The organism is Acidovorax sp. Leaf73 (genome assembly GCF_916855635.1).
Taxonomy (GTDB): Bacteria; Pseudomonadota; Gammaproteobacteria; order Burkholderiales; family Burkholderiaceae_C; genus Acidovorax; species Acidovorax facilis.
The window spans coordinates 120007-136377 of record NZ_CAKASI010000008.1; the positions used below are offsets into that span (position 1 = coordinate 120007).

Annotated in this window: 20 protein-coding genes; 10 read left to right on the forward strand and 10 right to left on the reverse strand. The window is 63.9% G+C overall.

Annotated features, from left to right (window positions below; genetic code table 11):
* Positions 1–155: 155 nt before the first annotated feature.
* Positions 156–959 carry a ferritin-like domain-containing protein gene (locus LPA35_RS23835; RefSeq protein ID WP_228899408.1) on the reverse strand — a complete coding sequence of 268 codons (804 nt, stop codon included), beginning with the start codon at positions 957–959 and terminating at the stop codon, positions 156–158.
* Positions 960–1069: 110 nt separating this feature from the next.
* On the opposite strand from LPA35_RS23835, the gene LPA35_RS23840 reads away from it, so the two are divergent.
* The 3 genes from LPA35_RS23840 (at position 1070) to LPA35_RS23850 (ending at position 3359) form a co-directional block, all read left to right on the forward strand.
* On the forward strand, positions 1070–1594 hold the full coding sequence (locus LPA35_RS23840; protein ID WP_121420685.1) for a gamma carbonic anhydrase family protein: 525 nt from the start codon (positions 1070–1072) through the stop codon (positions 1592–1594).
* A 54-nt stretch (positions 1595–1648) separates the two neighbouring features.
* Entirely contained in the window at positions 1649–2641 is a 993-nt protein-coding gene (locus LPA35_RS23845) for an Hsp33 family molecular chaperone HslO (protein WP_121420684.1), read from the forward strand.
* 229 nt (positions 2642–2870) lie between these two features.
* Positions 2871–3359 carry a CZB domain-containing protein gene (locus LPA35_RS23850; protein ID WP_228899409.1) on the forward strand — a complete coding sequence of 163 codons (489 nt, stop codon included), beginning with the start codon at positions 2871–2873 and terminating at the stop codon, positions 3357–3359.
* Positions 3360–3420: 61 nt separating this feature from the next.
* Here LPA35_RS23850 and LPA35_RS23855 read toward each other — a convergent pair whose 3' ends face one another.
* The 6 genes from LPA35_RS23855 to LPA35_RS23880 form a co-directional block, all read right to left on the reverse strand.
* Entirely contained in the window at positions 3421–3915 is a 495-nt protein-coding gene (locus LPA35_RS23855) for a hypothetical protein (RefSeq protein WP_228899412.1), read from the reverse strand.
* Between the two features lie 111 nt (positions 3916–4026).
* Positions 4027–4305, reverse strand: a complete 279-nt coding sequence (locus LPA35_RS23860; RefSeq protein WP_228899414.1) for a septum formation initiator family protein — start codon at positions 4303–4305, stop codon at positions 4027–4029.
* 23 nt (positions 4306–4328) lie between these two features.
* Entirely contained in the window at positions 4329–5615 is a 1287-nt protein-coding gene (eno, locus tag LPA35_RS23865) for a phosphopyruvate hydratase (RefSeq protein ID WP_108626910.1), read from the reverse strand.
* A gap of 24 nt (positions 5616–5639) precedes the next feature.
* Positions 5640–5945, reverse strand: coding sequence for a DUF1330 domain-containing protein (locus LPA35_RS23870; protein WP_121420681.1), 306 nt, complete (start codon positions 5943–5945; stop codon positions 5640–5642).
* A 12-nt stretch (positions 5946–5957) separates the two neighbouring features.
* Positions 5958–6812, reverse strand: coding sequence for a 3-deoxy-8-phosphooctulonate synthase (gene kdsA, locus LPA35_RS23875; RefSeq protein ID WP_228899416.1), 855 nt, complete (start codon positions 6810–6812; stop codon positions 5958–5960).
* A 12-nt stretch (positions 6813–6824) separates the two neighbouring features.
* Positions 6825–8483: a CTP synthase gene (locus tag LPA35_RS23880; protein WP_108496941.1), complete on the reverse strand. Its 1659-nt coding sequence runs from the start codon at positions 8481–8483 to the stop codon at positions 6825–6827.
* Positions 8484–8597: 114 nt separating this feature from the next.
* Between LPA35_RS23880 and coaBC the strand changes: the two genes are divergently transcribed.
* The 4 genes from coaBC to LPA35_RS23900 all read left to right on the forward strand — a co-directional run bounded on the left by coaBC (position 8598) and on the right by LPA35_RS23900 (position 11461).
* Positions 8598–9821 (forward strand): bifunctional phosphopantothenoylcysteine decarboxylase/phosphopantothenate--cysteine ligase CoaBC, encoded by a 1224-nt coding sequence (gene coaBC, locus LPA35_RS23885; RefSeq protein WP_228899419.1) that lies wholly within the window; start codon positions 8598–8600, stop codon positions 9819–9821.
* Positions 9822–9842: 21 nt separating this feature from the next.
* Positions 9843–10313 (forward strand): hypothetical protein, encoded by a 471-nt coding sequence (locus LPA35_RS23890; protein WP_228899421.1) that lies wholly within the window; start codon positions 9843–9845, stop codon positions 10311–10313.
* 2 nt (positions 10314–10315) lie between these two features.
* Positions 10316–10762: a dUTP diphosphatase gene (dut, locus tag LPA35_RS23895; protein ID WP_121505833.1), complete on the forward strand. Its 447-nt coding sequence runs from the start codon at positions 10316–10318 to the stop codon at positions 10760–10762.
* Positions 10763–10957: 195 nt separating this feature from the next.
* Positions 10958–11461 (forward strand): glycine zipper 2TM domain-containing protein, encoded by a 504-nt coding sequence (locus LPA35_RS23900; RefSeq protein WP_121505834.1) that lies wholly within the window; start codon positions 10958–10960, stop codon positions 11459–11461.
* 59 nt (positions 11462–11520) lie between these two features.
* Here LPA35_RS23900 and LPA35_RS23905 read toward each other — a convergent pair whose 3' ends face one another.
* Entirely contained in the window at positions 11521–12045 is a 525-nt protein-coding gene (locus LPA35_RS23905) for a peptidylprolyl isomerase (RefSeq protein ID WP_121420676.1), read from the reverse strand.
* 54 nt (positions 12046–12099) lie between these two features.
* Between LPA35_RS23905 and LPA35_RS23910 the strand changes: the two genes are divergently transcribed.
* The 3 genes from LPA35_RS23910 (at position 12100) to LPA35_RS23920 (ending at position 14237) form a co-directional block, all read left to right on the forward strand.
* Positions 12100–13224: a JmjC domain-containing protein gene (locus LPA35_RS23910; protein ID WP_228899423.1), complete on the forward strand. Its 1125-nt coding sequence runs from the start codon at positions 12100–12102 to the stop codon at positions 13222–13224.
* Positions 13225–13250: 26 nt separating this feature from the next.
* Positions 13251–13772 (forward strand): hypothetical protein, encoded by a 522-nt coding sequence (locus LPA35_RS23915; RefSeq protein ID WP_228899427.1) that lies wholly within the window; start codon positions 13251–13253, stop codon positions 13770–13772.
* 201 nt (positions 13773–13973) lie between these two features.
* Entirely contained in the window at positions 13974–14237 is a 264-nt protein-coding gene (locus tag LPA35_RS23920) for a hypothetical protein (RefSeq protein ID WP_081474651.1), read from the forward strand.
* A 131-nt stretch (positions 14238–14368) separates the two neighbouring features.
* On the opposite strand, the gene LPA35_RS23925 is transcribed toward LPA35_RS23920, so the two are convergent.
* Positions 14369–15151, reverse strand: a complete 783-nt coding sequence (locus LPA35_RS23925; RefSeq protein ID WP_228899431.1) for an MBL fold metallo-hydrolase — start codon at positions 15149–15151, stop codon at positions 14369–14371.
* 90 nt (positions 15152–15241) lie between these two features.
* A complete protein-coding gene (gene bamC, locus LPA35_RS23930; protein ID WP_082437569.1) occupies positions 15242–16333 on the reverse strand; it encodes an outer membrane protein assembly factor BamC in 1092 nt (363 codons plus the stop codon).
* Positions 16334–16371: the final 38 nt, after the last annotated feature.

Here is a 16371-nt window from a genome sequence, read left to right on the forward strand (position 1 = left end):
TGTCAGCGGGCGGGGCTGGCGCGGCAAATTGTAGGAGCCGCTGCGGGCGCGCGCTGCAACCAGGAATTCAGACAGGGCTTGCATACATCGGGATGCGCCAGCCTTCTCGCCCTGGGACTGGCCGCTTGACGGAGCCTTTTTTTGCGCAAGCCATGTCAGATCTGCTGGAGCCAGCGCAGCTCGTTGTCAGTGAACCCGGCCTTGCGGCGGGCGGCTTCGTTGAACGGCGGTTTCAAGCGGGGGGCTTCGTACTGCTTGACCAGGGTGCCATAGTGGGTTTCAGGGTCTACCCCCTGGCGCTCGCACAGCCAGCGGTACCAGTGGTTGCCGATGGCCACATGGCCGACCTCGTCGCGCAGGATGATGTCCAGAATGGCCACGGCGGCGAGCGCATCGGGCGTGCCCACCTGGCGCAGCTTGGCCTGGATCTGGGGCGTGGCGTCCAGCCCCCGCGCCTCCAGCGTGCGCGGCACCAGGGCCATGCGGGCCAGGATGTCGTGGCTGGTTTTCTCGCACATGGTCCACAGGCCCTGGTGGGCCGGGAAGTCGCCATAGTCATGGCCCTGGCGGCGCAGGTGATCGCGCAACAGGCGAAAGTGCCGGGCCTCTTCCCCTGCGACCAGCATCCAGTCGGTGTAGTAGCTGCGGGGCATGCCGTCAAAGCGCCATACCGCGTCGAGTGCCAGATTGATGGCGTTGAACTCGATGTGCGCAATGGCGTGGATCAGAATGGCGCGTCCCTGTGGAGTGGCCGGCGAACGGCGGGCGACGTCGGTATGGCGAAGCAGCTCCGGCCGCTCGGGACGGCCAGGCAGTGCACTGGCGTCGGATGGGGGCGTGGGGGATTGTTTTGCTATCGAAAGAGTAGCTGATTGCGCTTGCAGGTCAAGCGCTGCGGCCGCTTTTTGTTCAGGGTCTGCAAGGCACAAGACCTGCAGTGCACGGTGGCGAAGCTCCATCCTTACAATTCTAGGCCCTGCCATGCGGAACACGGCGCACGCTTTGTAACGTCTGGCGACTTCCCTGGGCCTGTGCAAACGCTGGCCTTTCCTCTTTTTTGGAGTGGTGCATGGCGATTTACGAACTCGATGGCATGGTGCCCCAGTTGGCGGCATCGGCCTGGGTGGCGGACAGTGCCCAAGTGATGGGCAATGTGGTGCTGGGCGAAGACGCCAGCGTCTGGTTCGGCACGGTGATCCGCGGCGATACCGAGACGATCACCATCGGCGCTGGCTCCAACATCCAGGATGCCAGTGTCTTGCATGCAGACATCGGCAAGCCCCTGGTGGTGGGTGAGCGTGTGACGGTGGGCCACCAGGTCATGCTGCACGGCTGCACCATCGGCGACGAATCGCTCATCGGCATTGGCGCCGTGGTGCTCAACGGCGCCAAGATCGGCAAGCATTGCCTGGTGGGCGCGGGCGCGCTGGTGACCGAGGGCAAGGAGTTCCCGGATGGCTCCATGATCATCGGCAGCCCTGCCAAGGCAGTGCGCGAACTGACTCCCGAGCAGATTGAAGGCCTGCGCCAGAGCGCCCAGCACTACATCGACAACGCGCGCCGCTATCACAACGGCCTGCACAAGCTCGCCTGAGCGGCGGCCACTTTTTTTCGTTGCTGCCGTCCATTTTTCTCCTGGAACCCCTGCGTGTCTGAACTCCACAAGTTTCTTTTCGACGGCCTGCCCGTGCGCGGCATGATCGTGCGCCTGACCGATGCCTGGACCGAAATCCTGCGCCGCCGCGCCAGCAACACCAGCACGGGTGCCTACCCTGCGCCCGTGAGCGAGCTGCTGGGCGAGATGGCCGCCGCCGGTGTGCTCATGCAGTCCAACATCAAGTTCAACGGCGCACTGGTGTTGCAGGTGTTTGGCGATGGCCCCGTAAAGCTCGCCGTGGCCGAAGTGCAGTCGGACCTGAGCCTGCGAGCCACGGCGACCGTGAACAGCGAGGTGCCAGAGGGCGCAGCCCTGAGCCAGATGGTGAATGTGGGCGGTGGCGGCCGCTGCGCGATCACGCTCGACCCCAAGGACCGCCACCCAGGCCAGCAGCCCTACCAGGGCGTGGTGCCGCTGTATGGCGACCGCCACGAGAAGCTGGAGCGTCTGTCCGACGTGTTGCAGCACTACATGCTGCAGTCCGAGCAGTTGGACACCATCCTGGTGCTGGGCGCCAATGACCAGGTGGCTGCGGGCCTGTTGATCCAGCGCATGCCGATCAAGGGCGAGGGCAATTTGGCCGCAGGCCTCACGCACCGCGAGAACGAAGACCAGATCGGCCACAACGAAGACTACAACCGGATCGCCCACTTGGCTGCCAGCCTCACGCGCGAAGAGCTGCTGACCCTGGACGTGGACACTATCCTGCGCCGCCTGTTCTGGGAGGAAAAGCTGCTGCGCTTCGAGCCCCAGCAGGGCGCCAGCGGCCCTCGGTTTGCCTGCACCTGCAGCCGTGAACGTGTGAGCAACATGCTGCGCAACCTGGGCGTCGAAGAAGCCGAGAGCATCCTCTCCGAACGCGAAGACATCGAGGTGGGCTGCGAGTTCTGCGGGCAGCAGTACCGCTTTGACGCGGTCGATGCCGCGCAGATTTTTGTGCCACCCACCGTCAGCCAGCCGCCGGGACCCACCGGCATCCAGTAGGGCATCCGGTAGGTCTTCCGGCGCCCGTCGCAGCCACGGCTGCCTGCGCTCCACGGGCCAGCCGACGTGCCGGGCGGATGACCATCGTTGACAATCGCACGCGCTTTATCACGCTGTGCGCCCCTAAGATGTCGCCTTCCACACGGCAGGTTCTCTGCAAGGCCACCCCAGGGGCAGGCCCGCAGCCGCACCGCTTTCTTGGTGTGGTGCTGCAAGTGCAAGAGGAGCTATGGGGTTACTACGCCGTGTGTTTGGGGGTGCCCGGGGGCAAGAGGCTGTGCCTTCCCTGGAGCTGTGCGACAGCAGCCGGGCTTCCGGCACGCAGGATTCGCTGCGCGCGGACACCGTGCTGGCGGCCCTCGACATCGACGCCGCCATCAATGCCCACGAGCGCTGGAAAACCCATCTCATGGACTACCTGGAAGGCCGTACCACCGAGGGTCTGGACCCTGAGGAGGTGCGCCGCAGTGACCGGGGTGCCCTCGGGCGCTGGCTGCATGGGGTGGGCGGTGAATTGCTGGGCGACCAGCCTGCGTATGCGGTGCTGATGGCACGCCACCAGTATTTCCACGAACAGGCCGCGATGCTGGTGGAGCTGGCCCAGCAGGGCGAGTGGGACAAGGCCGTGCAGGTGCTCCATGGCGGCTACCGCTATGGCTCGAGCCAGGTGGTGCTGCTGCTCAAGGAGCTCAAGCGCGGACTGGTGCAGCAGGCCTGATCTCATCCCTCTACCTCCATCCCCTCCACGTTTTTTGGGGATATGCCTCGGGTCGCGGGTTTTAGGTGGAGCCTGTGTCCCGCCCCATCAGTGCAGTGAAGAGTCGGTGTTCGCATTCGGGATCACTGCATTTTTCGCAGTTCCAGGCGCGCAGGCGGGGCACTGTCCGGGTACTGGAGCCAGAATCTGAATCGAAATTGCCTCTGGCGCTTGATGGGTATGTGCTAGAAGCTATGTTTTTTATAGCATTCAGCGCATTGGCAATGCGCTGCTCACCGTGGCCATACACAACGCGATAGCCCATACCCACCTGGGTCAGATCCGCACGCAAACGTGCATCGGCGGCTTCCTGTGCGGCCCGCTCGCTGGTGGGGCAGGGCAGATCCAGCCCCATGAGCAGAATCAGGCTGGCATCCACGACCCCCTCAGAGGGCAGGCCAGGGTTGCAGAGAATTTGCGCGGAGCCGGGGGCAAGTTGCGCGTGGAGCGCATCGCGCAGCGCCTGGGCCCCGGTGCCGGGCGCGCCGAGGAGAACAAGGGTGGGCGGGAAGGGCACGGTGGCAGGGGGGCAGAAGGTGGGGCGTCGTCCCCAATCCACCATCAAGACATCCGACGGGCGGCTTTTGGGGACCGGGGCACTGAACCCCGGAGGGGCGAGCACAAGGACTCAGCGTGGCGTGAACTGCACGTAGACCTCGTTGGGCTTGACCATGCCCAGTTCGCTGCGCGCCTTTTCTTCCACCATGTCGAGCCCTTCCTTGAGGTCATGCACCTCGGACGACAAGCGCTCGTTGGCCAGCTTGGCCTGGTCATTGGCAGCCTTTTGCACATCGATTTGCCGCTGCATCTCGTTGACGCGCGGCACGCTGCCCCGCCCGAGCCAGAGCTGGGCGTGCAGCGCTGCCAGCAGAGTCAGCAGGATCACAGGCACAAGGCGGGAGCCCATGGCTCGCTCGGGCTGGATGGGGATCAGCGCAGGTTATAGAACGCAGCGCGGCCGGGGTACTGAGCGATTTCACCCAGGTCTTCCTCAATGCGCAGCAGCTGGTTGTATTTGGCGATACGGTCCGAGCGGCTCAGCGAGCCGGTCTTGATCTGGCCTGCGTTGGTGCCCACGGCGATGTCGGCAATGGTGCTGTCTTCGGTTTCGCCCGAGCGGTGCGAGATCACGGCGGTGTAGCCTGCGCGCTTGGCCATCTCGATGGCGGCAAAGGTTTCGGTCAGCGTACCGATCTGGTTGATCTTGATCAGGATCGAGTTGGCAATGCGCTTGTCGATGCCTTCCTTCAGGATCTTGGTGTTGGTCACGAACAGGTCGTCACCCACCAGCTGCACCTTGTCGCCCAGGCGTTCGGTCAGGTGCTTCCAGCCGTCCCAGTCGCCTTCGTGCATGCCGTCTTCGATGCTGATGATCGGGTACTTGTCCACCCAGGCCGCCAGCATGTCCGTCCACTGCTGCGCAGTCAGCTTGAGGCCGCCTTCGCCTTCCAGCACGTAGTGGCCGTCCTTGTAGAACTCGCTCGCGGCGCAGTCCAGGCCCAGGGCGATCTGTTCGCCCGCCGTGTAGCCAGCGGCTTCGATGGCTTGCAGGATCAGGCGGATGGCCGCCTCGTGGTTTTCAACGCTGGGGGCAAAGCCGCCTTCGTCGCCCACGGCGGTGCTGATGCCCTTGTCGTGCAGAATCTTCTTGAGCGCGTGGAACACTTCGGCGCCCCAGCGCACGGCTTCACGGAACGTGGGAGCGCCCACCGGGATGATCATGAACTCTTGCAGGTCCAGGCTGTTGTTGGCGTGCGCGCCGCCGTTGATCACGTTCATCATGGGCACGGGCAGTTGCACGCTGCCCATGCCGCCCAGGTAGCGGTACAGGGGCAGGCCGGACTCTTCGGCGGCAGCACGGGCCACGGCCATCGACACAGCCAGCATGGCGTTGGCGCCCAGGCGGCTCTTGTTCTCGGTGCCGTCCAGGTCGATCAGGGTCTTGTCCAGGAAGGCCTGCTCGGAGGCGTCCAGGCCCAGCACGGCTTCGCTGATCTCGGTGTTGATGTATTCCACGGCCTTGAGCACGCCCTTGCCCAGGTAACGGCTCTTGTCGCCGTCGCGCATTTCAATGGCTTCGCGGCTGCCGGTGGAGGCGCCCGATGGCACGGCGGCCCGGCCCATCACGCCCGATTCGAGCAACACGTCGCATTCGACGGTGGGGTTGCCGCGGCTGTCCAGAATTTCGCGACCTACGATGTCAACGATTGCGCTCATTTTTTTCCTTTGGATAGATAGAGGTCAGACCGGGGCGTCAACGCCTTCGACCAGCACCATATTGAAAAACTCGGTCGCACCGGCGCGCTTGCTGCGCGCGGCACGGTACAGCTCGGCGTCGTAGAAAGCCTTGGCGGCATCGAAACTGGGAAAGCGCAGCATCGCCACGCGCGCGGGCGTCCAGTTGCCTTCCAGGGTCTCGAACTTTCCGCCGCGCACCAGGTATTCGCCACCGTGGGCCTTCACGGCTGCGGGCGCGGCCGCCATGTAGTCTTTGTACTGTTCGGGGTTGGACACTTTCATGTCCACGATGATGTAGGCAGCTGGCATGGGGTCGTCCTGTTAGTTGAAATTGTTTTCGAGAAATCCGCTTTTCTTCGTGATGTCGTCCAGTGCCACCAGGGTTTCGAGCAGCGCCTTCATGTGCTTGAGCGGCACGGCGTTGGGGCCGTCCGACCAAGCCTCAGCAGGGCGGGGGTGGGTTTCCATGAACAGGCCCGCCACGCCCACGGCTACACCGGCGCGGGCCAGCACGGGCACCATGTCGCGCGCGCCACCACTCACGGCACCCAGGCCGCCGGGTTTTTGCACCGAGTGGGTGACGTCAAACACCACGGGCGCACCGGAGTTGCGCATCACGGCCAGGCTGGTCATGTCGGCCACGAGGTTGTTGTAGCCAAAGCTCACACCGCGCTCGCAGGCCAGGAAGCGGTCTTCCGACAGGCCAACTTCGGCCGCTGCAGCCCGGGCCTTGTCGATGACGTTCTTCATGTCCCAGGGCGCCAGGAACTGGCCCTTCTTGATGTTCACCGGCTTGCCGCTTTGCGCCACCGCGCGGATGAAATCCGTCTGGCGGCATAGGAACGCAGGCGTTTGCAGCACGTCCACCACGCTGGCCACCTCGGCCACGTGCGAGGTGTCGTGCACGTCGGTCAGGATGGGCAGCTGCAGCTGGCGGCGCACTTCATCAAGGATCTTGAGGCCAGCGTCGATGCCGACGCCGCGCTTGCTGGTGCCGGAGGAGCGGTTGGCCTTGTCGAACGAGCCCTTGTAGATCAGCGGAATGCCCAGCGGCGCGCAGGCTTCCTTGAGCTGGCCTGCGACGTCGAGCGACATTTCCAGGCCTTCAATGGAGCAAGTGCCCGCGATCAGGAAAAAGCGCTGGTCCAGGCCAACGTTGAATCCGCACAGCTGCATGCTTGAGTCCCCTTATGCTTTTTTTGCGGCTTGCTGGTGTTCCACTGCGGCCTTGATAAAGGCGTTGAACAGCGGGTGGCCGTTCCAGGGCGTGGACTTGAACTCGGGGTGGAACTGCACGCCGATGAACCAGGGGTGCACGGTTTGCGGCAGCTCCACGATTTCGGTGAGTTCTTCACGCTGGGTCAGCGCCGAGATCACCAGGCCCGCCTTGCGCAGCTGGTCCAGGTAGTTCACGTTGGCTTCGTAGCGGTGGCGGTGGCGCTCGGTAACCACGTCGCCGTAGATGCTGTGGGCCAGCGTGTCCTTGGACACATCGGAGCTCTGCGCGCCCAGGCGCATGGTGCCGCCGAGGTCTGAGTTCTCGTCACGCTTCTTGATCGTGCCGTCCGCATCCTTCCACTCGGTGATCAGCGCGATCACGGGGTGGGGCGTGGTGGGGTCGAACTCGGTGCTGTTGGCGTTGGCCAGGCCTGCCACATGGCGGGCGTATTCGATGGTGGCCACCTGCATGCCCAGGCAGATGCCCAGGTAGGGCACCTTGCGCTCGCGGGCAAACTGCGCCGTGGCGATCTTTCCTTCCACGCCACGCTGGCCGAAGCCGCCGGGCACCAGGATGGCGTCGTATTTGGCGAGCTTGGCGGCCGCGTCGGCGCTGTCGATGGTCTCGGAATCGACATGGTCGATCTTCACGCGCACATGGTTGCGCATGCCCGCGTGGCGCAGGGCCTCGTTGACGGACTTGTAGCTGTCCGACAGGTCCACATACTTGCCGACCATGGCGATGGTGACTTCGCCCTGGGGGTGTTCGGTTTCGTACACCAGGTCGTCCCAGCGCTTGAGGCTGGTGGGTGGGGTGTTCAGACGCAGCTTGTCGCAGATCAGGCCATCGAGGCCCTGTTCGTGCAACATTCGGGGCACCTTGTAGATGGTGTCCACGTCCCACATGCTGATCACGCCCCACTCGGGCACGTTGGTGAACAGCGAGATCTTGGCGCGCTCTTCTTCAGGGATGCGGCGGTCGGCGCGGCACAGCAGCGCGTCGGCCTGGATGCCGATTTCGCGCAGCTTTTGCACGGTGTGCTGGGTGGGCTTGGTTTTCAGCTCCCCCGCTGCAGCGATCCAGGGCAGGTAGGTCAGGTGCACGAAGGCTGCGTTGTTCGGGCCCATGCGCAGGCTCATCTGGCGCACGGCTTCCAGGAACGGCAGCGATTCGATGTCACCCACGGTGCCGCCGATTTCGACAATGGCCACATCCACGGCATCCGGCGTGCCGATGCCGGCGCCGCGCTTGATGAATTCCTGGATTTCGTTGGTGACGTGCGGAATGACCTGCACGGTTTTGCCCAGGTAGTCGCCGCGACGTTCCTTCTCCAGCACGGACTGGTAAATCTTGCCCGTGGTGAAGTTGTTGGTTTTCTTCATGCGCGTTTCGATGAAACGCTCGTAGTGGCCCAGATCCAGGTCAGTTTCTGCGCCGTCGTCGGTCACGAAAACCTCGCCGTGCTGGAACGGCGACATGGTGCCCGGGTCTACGTTGATGTAGGGGTCAAGCTTGATGAGGGTGACTTTGAGTCCCCGCGATTCGAGGATCGCGGCAAGGGAGGCTGAGGCGATTCCCTTACCGAGGGAAGACACCACACCGCCGGTGACGAAGACAAATTTGGTCATGTCTGAAGGGGGCCTCTCACGAGAGGTCTCCTGGTGGTGGGAAATTGGGATTATAGATGGCACCCCGGCGACACCCCGCCGGGCAGGGTCGCCCCCGTCTGCTAAATTCGCCCCATGAATGAGCTTGTTGGCAAACACATTGTTCTGGGTCTGAGCGGGGGCGTGGCTTGCTACAAGGCGGCTGATCTGTGCCGCCAGCTCATCAAGGAGGGGGCCACCGTGCAGGTGGTGATGACCGAGGCGGCTGAACAATTCATCACGCCGGTCACCATGCAGGCGCTGTCTGGCCGCACGGTGTACGGCTCGCAGTGGGATGCGCGCGAGCCCAACAACATGCCCCACATCAACCTGAGCCGTGAGGCCGACGCGATCCTGATAGCGCCATGTAGCGCCGATTTCATCGCGCGGCTGGTGCAGGGCAGGGCGGATGAGCTGCTCAGCTTGCTGTGCCTGGCCCGCCCTGCGCAGCGGGTGCCGTTGCTGCTGGCTCCGGCCATGAACCGCGAGATGTGGGCCCATCCGGCCACGCAGCGCAACCTGGCCCAGGTGGCGCAGGATGGCGCGGTGGTGCTGGGTGTGGGCAACGGAGACCAGGCTTGTGGCGAGACGGGCGATGGCCGCATGCTTGAGCCTGTGGAGCTGCTGGAAGAGTTGATTGCCTTCTTCGCGCCCAAGGTCCTGGCGGGGCGCAAGGTGCTGGTGACGGCGGGGCCCACTTTTGAGGCGATCGATCCCGTGCGTGGCATCACCAACCTCTCGAGCGGAAAGATGGGTTTTGCCATTGCCCGTGCGGCCCGCGAGGCCGGTGCCGAAGTCACTTTGGTCGCTGGGCCTGTGCATGTGCCCACGCCACGTGGGGTGCAGCGTGTGAATGTGCAGTCGGCCCAGGAGATGCTGGCGGTTGTACAGCGCCATGTGCAGGCGGCGTCGGTGTTCGTTGCCACCGCTGCCGTGGCGGACTGGCGGCCCGCCAGCCAGTCCTCCCAGAAAATCAAGAAAGACGGCTCGGGCCAGACACCGACCCTGGGTTTCGTGGAAAACCCCGACATCCTGGCCATGGTCGCGAAGTCATCGCATGCCCTGGAGGGTGATCTCTTTTGCGTCGGTTTTGCTGCTGAAAGCCATGATCTGCTGGCCCACGCCACGGCCAAGCGTGCGCGCAAAGGGGTGCCGCTGCTGGTGGGCAACATTGGCCCTGCCACCTTTGGGCAGGATGACAATGCCCTGCTGTTGGTGGACGCCCAAGGGCACCGCGAGCTGCCCCGGGCTTCCAAGCGGGTGCTGGCCCAGCAGCTGATCGGGGAGATTGCGGCGCGGTTGTCCCCTGTGGGTTCCTAGAGGCCTTTGCCGGGAGGCCGTATGAAGACTGGTGCCACCAAGCCTGAATGGGATACGCCGCCCGATGGCGACTTTGCACGCTACGTGGAACGGCTGACCGCGCCTGCACCTGCCAGAGGTGTACAGGCTCCAGCCCCTGGCTCCACCACCGCCCAGAAGCCCGCTGGGGCGGGTGGGGTGCGCCCGGCGCCCCAGTCCGGTCCGCCGGATCTCGCTCTGGTTCTGAAGCCTTTGCTGGGCGTTGTGCGTGCGGTGCGCGCCGTGCTGCTGGTGTTGATTGCCTTGCACGGGGTGGCGCTGTTCATGTTCAGTCAAGGGTCTTTGCCGGGGCTCGCGGTCATGGCGGCCACCTGGTGGGGGTTGGGGCGTTTGATTGACGTGGCTCCCAAGGCCCTATCATCCGCAGCCTTCGGGGCCGCGTCTGGCGTGGAGCCCTTGCAGGAGCGGCTGCGGCAAGTGGCCCAGCAGCGCACAACTGGAAAGAAGAAATAACCGTGAAGATTGACGTGAAGATTCTGGATCCGCGCATGGCGGACCAATTGCCCACCTATGCCACCCCCGGCAGTGCTGGCCTGGACCTGCGCGCTTGCCTGGATGCTCCGCTCACCCTGCAGCCGAATGCCTGGCAACTGGTGCCCACGGGCATTGCCGTCTACCTCAAAGACCCCGGGTACGCCGCGCTGATCCTGCCGCGCTCGGGTCTGGGCCACAAGCATGGCATCGTGCTGGGCAATCTCGTGGGCCTGATTGACAGCGACTACCAGGGGCAGCTCATGGTGAGCGCCTGGAACCGCAGCAGCACCGCATTCACGCTGGAGCCCATGGAGCGGCTCGCACAGCTGGTGATCGTTCCGGTGGTGCAGGCGCAGTTCAATGTGGTGACTGAGTTTGCAGCGACGGAGCGGGGCGAGGGTGGCTATGGGTCAACCGGGAAGGCCTGAGCACCGGGCTGAATGGGGTCGTGGCAGGTTGGGGTTGTAAGACGCCGCTTACCTTTGGATGGGTTTGTTACTGACGCAGGCGCAGCCCCTGCGTCTACGGGACAGGGGGCTGGGGCGTTGTTCCAATCTAGGTATGCGCACCAAGGCCGGATTCCCTGCAAGCCGTGTGCACCCCCTGACTTTAGGAGTACGAAAATGCTGCAAATTACCCGTTCTTTCGCCATCGTTGGCGCCGTGGTCCTTGTGGGCTCGTTGGCCGCCTGCGGCCACAACCGATCGGCCCCTGCGCCACAATATTCGGGGGGCTACTCGGGCGGCTACCAAACGGCGCCGGCCTACCCGAACAATCCGGCCGGCACGGAGTACGGTCGGGTTTCCAATATCGAAGTGCTGCAGGGGCGGTCGCAAGGCCAGACCTCCGGGGCTGGTGCTGTGATCGGCGCTGTCGTCGGTGGTGTTCTGGGCAACCAGATCGGCAAGGGCTCCGGTCGTGCCGCCGCAACCGGCGTGGGCATTGTTGGAGGCGCAGTAGCAGGCAATGCCATTGAAGGTCGCAACAACAGCCAGGAGGTACAGGGCTACCGCCTGTCGGTGCAACTCGATCACGGCGGCTACCGCGTCTACGACGTAAGCAGCCCCGGCGATCTGCGCATTGGCGACCGTGTACGCCTGTACAACGGCCAGATTTCACGCCTTTAATCGACCATTCGGGCTTGGCTAGGCTCTGAAAACCGTTCAGGGCCTTCCTTTCGCCTAGCTCAGTGGAGCAGGTTACTGCCAGGCGCCTGCGGCTGTACCCGAAAAAAGCCTGTGCCGGCGCTGCCCCGGCCAATTTCCTCTTCGGTGGCTTCCCGCACGGCCTGTACGGTCAACTGCAAGCGCAGTGCAATTCCCGCCAGCGGGTGATTGCCGTCCAGGACCACATGCTCCGGATAGATCTCCGTGACCGTGTAGAGCCCCGTGCGGGGGGCATCGGGATTGCAGCCCTCGGGCAGCGCGGCGCCGTCAAACGTCATTCCCTCTTCGATCTCTGCCGGAAAAAGATCGCGTGGCTCCAGGAACAGCAGTTGGTCGTTGAAGTCACCAAACGCATCTTCGGGCTCCAGGTGCAACGCCAGCGTGGCACCGGGGCCGTGGCCTTGGAGGGCTTCTTCGATGCGGGGTAGAAGGTCGTCGCCGCCCACCAGAAACTCTACGGGATCGTCGAGCACATCCAGTTCTTCGCCAAGGGTGTCTTTCAGTGTCCAGGTCAGTGCGACCACACATTGTTGGGTAATTTCCATAGGAGAATTGTCGCAGTTTGACCAACGGCTCCGCAAAGGGGCAGACCAGTTCCCATGGATATCCAGCAACCTCTTACCCTGCTCGGTGGCCTGACCCCCGCCCAGTTCATGCGCCGCCATTGGCAGAAGAAGCCCCTGCTGGTGCGCCAGGCCATTCCCCAGTTTGCTCCCCCTGTGTTGCGGTCGGACCTGTTCGCGCTGGCCGCCCAGGAGGGCGTGGAGTCCCGCCTCGTGCAACTGGCCAAAGGGGCGTGGAAGCTACGCCATGGACCCTTTCAAAGGCGTGCCCTGCCTGCGCTCCAGCAGCCCGATTGGACTTTGCTGGTGCAGGGCGTGGACCTGCACAACGACGCCGTGCATGCGCTGATGCAGCAGTTCCGGTTTGTGCCGGAGGCGCGGCTTGATGACCTCATGATCAGTTATGCGTCCGACGGCGGTGGTGTGGGCCCGCATTTCGACAGTTACGACGTCTTTCTGTTGCAGGCCCACGGAACGCGGCGTTGGCGCATTGGCCGCCAGAAGGATCTCACGCTGCGCGAAGGTATTCCCCTCAAAGTGCTGGCGCAGTTCGAGCCTGAAGAGGAGTACCTGCTGGAGCCGGGCGACATGCTGTACCTGCCGCCGCGTTATGCCCACGATGGCATAGCCGAGGGCGAATGCATGACTTATTCGATCGGCTTTAAGGTGCCGTCCCGCGCCGAACTGGGCCAGGAATTGTTGGTGCGCCTGGCCGAGGATGCTGCGGATCAAGACAAGCCCCTCCTGTACCGCGATGCCCAGCAGGAAGCTGTGTCTCAACCTGCGGCCATTCCGGCGGGTTTGCAGGACTTCGCGCGGGATGCTTTGAGCCGCGCACTGGCGCAGCCCCTTGTTTTGGAGCGCGCACTGGGGGAGTATCTGACTGAGCCCAAGCCGAATGTGTGGTTTGAACCCGGCGATACAGGCGTGATGCTGGAAGGGGTGCGCCTGGACCGCCGCAGCCGCATGATGTACGACACGCACCATGTGTTCATCAATGGCGAGAGCTACCGTGCAGCAGGCCGCGACGCAACGCTAATGCGCCGCCTGGCTGATGAACGTCAGCTGACCGCCCGTGAGCTTGCGCGCGCCAGTGACGACGCGCTGGAGCTGCTGTCGTCCTGGTGTGATGCGGGCTGGGCCCACGTCTGGGCTGGATAGATCGAAGCACTCCAGGAGACACCGCCATGACCGAGATTTCTGCCAGTTCCGCCGATTCGCGGCCCGATCTCCCGGTGGGTCGTTTCAGCAGCCGTGAAGCGTTTCAGCAAATGGTGCGCGACGCGATTGCCACAGCCGCCCGGGATGGCTGGAAGGAAATTGTGATCAGCGATGCGAATTTCCATGACTGGCCCCTGGGCGAACGCAGTGTGGTGGAGGCCTTGCAGGATTGGGCCCATGGAAGTCGGCGTTTCACCATGCTGGCGTGCAGCTACGATGATGTGATCCGTCGGCACGCGCGTTTTGTGCGTTGGCGGGGCACCTGGGACCACATCATCAATTGCCGTCGCAGCCCGGCGGCTGATCCCCTGGATATTCCCAGTGCATTGTGGTCCCCGCACTGGGTGATGCAACGGCTGGACCCGGAGCGGTGCGTGGGGGTTGCAGGCTTTGAACCAGATCGCCGTGTGCTGCTGCGCGAGACGCTCAACGAGTGGGTGCGCAGCAAAAGCACGCCCGGTTTCCCCGCATCGACGCTGGGGTTATGAGCAAAATGCGCGCTTTGCGCCTTGTCAATTGGGCGTAAAGGTTTCGTCAGTGTTAGTCTGTATTGACTAAATACCAATATAATCAGCGGCTGCGCCGAAAAGGTGCAAGCCAAGCGCATTGTGCCAAAGCGTACCGGGGCTTCCAAAAAGCCTGACGCCGTGGCTTTTCAAGATTCTGTCTGTCCAACTAGGAAAATCGAAATGAAGAACTCTCTCGTTCTGGCCGCCCTGATCGCCGCTGCTGCACTCGCCGCTTGTGGCAAGAAGGAAGAGCCCGCTCCTGCTCCAGCACCAGCTGCCGTGGAAGCCCCAGCTCCAGCACCCGCACCAGCTCCTGCCGCTTCTGAAGCCGCTCCTGCCGCTTCCGACGCTGCCTCGGCTGCTGCTGCACCTGCTGCTGATGCTGCCAAGGCTGCCGCTGACGCTGCTGCCACCGCTGCTACTGGCGCTTCCGCAGCCAAGTAATTCGCTGCAGGCCGTAGCGGGTTGCAAAACCTGCTGTCGACCGAGAGCCCCGCACCGCAAGGTCGGGGTTTTTTCTTTTGGGAGGCGCTTTCCTTCCCCGGGGGGGCGTTGGCGGCGTTACGGGAGTCACTTCATCCTGCAACTGCAAGCCAGGGCGTTCCCACCGTTGGGCTGGCGACGGTGATTTCCTCGGCGGACCACTCCAGTGCAAGGCCTAGCGCCTGTTGAGCGAGGCTGGGTGCATTGTTCTGTGCGCTCAGGTGGGCGGCCACCACACGCTGCAGGCCAGGGTGCCGCACGGCACGCAGGATGTCGGCTGCCGCAAAATTGGCCAAGTGCCCATACGGTCCCCCGACGCGGCGTTTCAAGAAGGTCGGATACCGGGATGCTTCGAGCATTGCGGGGTCGTGGTTGGCTTCAATCATCAACGCATGGCAGCCTTGAAGTTGCTGCAGAACATGGTCGCTGGCGTGGCCCAGGTCGGTGAGCACGCCCAGGTGGAATGCGCCGTCCGAGCAGCGCAGCTGCAGCGGCTCTCGCGCATCGTGGGGCACCGTGAAGGGCAGGGCGCTGAAGGTGCCGAGGTCCAGAGCCTCCATGTCGTGTGCGATGCGCAGCATGCCATCAAAGTCGGGGGCTCCGAGGGCGGCGTAGGTGCCCTGGCTCATCCATACCGGGATGCGGTAGCGCACGGCCACGGCCAGTGCACAGCCGATGTGGTCCGAGTGTTCGTGGGTGATGAAGACGGCATCCAGGTCTTCGATCTGCAACTGCGCTTGCGCCAGGCGGGTCTGCAGTTGCCGGATGCCGAATCCGCAATCGATCAGCAGGCGGCGTACCTGTGTGCCGCTGCTGCCTTCCACCACCGTGGCATTGCCCGTGCTGCCGCTACCCAGGTTCTTGAAACGCAGCATGTCGTGGTTGAAGGCGCTTGCCGCGCAGCACCTCTGTAGCCTGGGCCCCGGGCCCAGGCAGGGGGAGCGAAGAGGCGCGCGGTTCGTCGCTTATTTCAGATCGTCGGCAATCACGCGGACGATGCGCTCGGCATTGGCGGACGATTCGGGGACGCCGGCTTCGTTGAGCACCGATACCGTGGTGGACTCCCCTTGGCTGCGCACCAGAATGCGGTACTTGAGTGGAGGTGTGGCGTTGGACGAGCTGAAGAGTTTGCCGAAGAACCCTGGCTCCTTCTTCTCGGCATTGGGCGCCACATAGCGCACAAAGTAGGTGCCTTCATTGCGATTGCGGTCTTCCACCGTGAAGCCAGTGCGGTCCAGGGCCAGGCCGATGCGGCGCCAGGCGCGGTCAAAACCCTCGTCAAGCTGGACCACGGGTTTGTTGTCTACCGTGGCCATGCGGGCCGACTGAGCGCGTGGGGCGGGGGCTGCAGCCACTGCCTTGGACTGCTCTTGGCTCACGCCCAGCTTGACCATCAGGCGGCGCAGGAATTCGGTTTCGAGTTCCGGGTCGGAAGGGCGGGGTTGCCACACGGTGCTGTCTTTGGAAACGTTGCCGTAGACCTCAATCATGCCGCGGTGGGTGATGTAGATCTCGGTGCCGCCATTGGCGTTGCGCTCCAGGCGCGTGCGGAACTTGTCGCGTTCACCGGTGGAGTACAGCGAGTCGAGCAGCTTGCCCAGGGTCGAGCGGATGAAATCCTGCGGCAGCTTGGCACGGTTTTCGGCCCAGTCGGTTTCCATGATGCCCACGTTGGCGTCTGCCTGCGCCAGGTTGAAGCCGCTTTCCTGCCAGAAGTCGCGCACGGGTTCCCAGAGCTTGTCGGCCGGGCGGTTGACCACCAGCCAGCGCTGGTTGCCGTCGCGCTCGATGCGCACGTCGCCCAGTTGCAGGGCTGCGGCGTTGGCGGTGCCCGATGGCTGAGCAGCCTGGCCGGCCTGCATGGCGGCGGCCGAGACGGCGCCGCCTGGGACGTTGTAGCGTGAATCACGCGACAGCTGGGTCAGGTCTGGCGGGACTTCCAGGGTCGAGCCTTTGGTCGCGCTCTTGTAGTCGATCTTGTCGCCCTCCAGGGCGGCACAGGCAGACAGGGCCATGGCAAGGGCCAGCAGGCTCAGGCGGGTGGTAGCAGCTTTCACGCGGAAATCCTTGGAGAGTGTCTCGGGGAGCGGGCGCA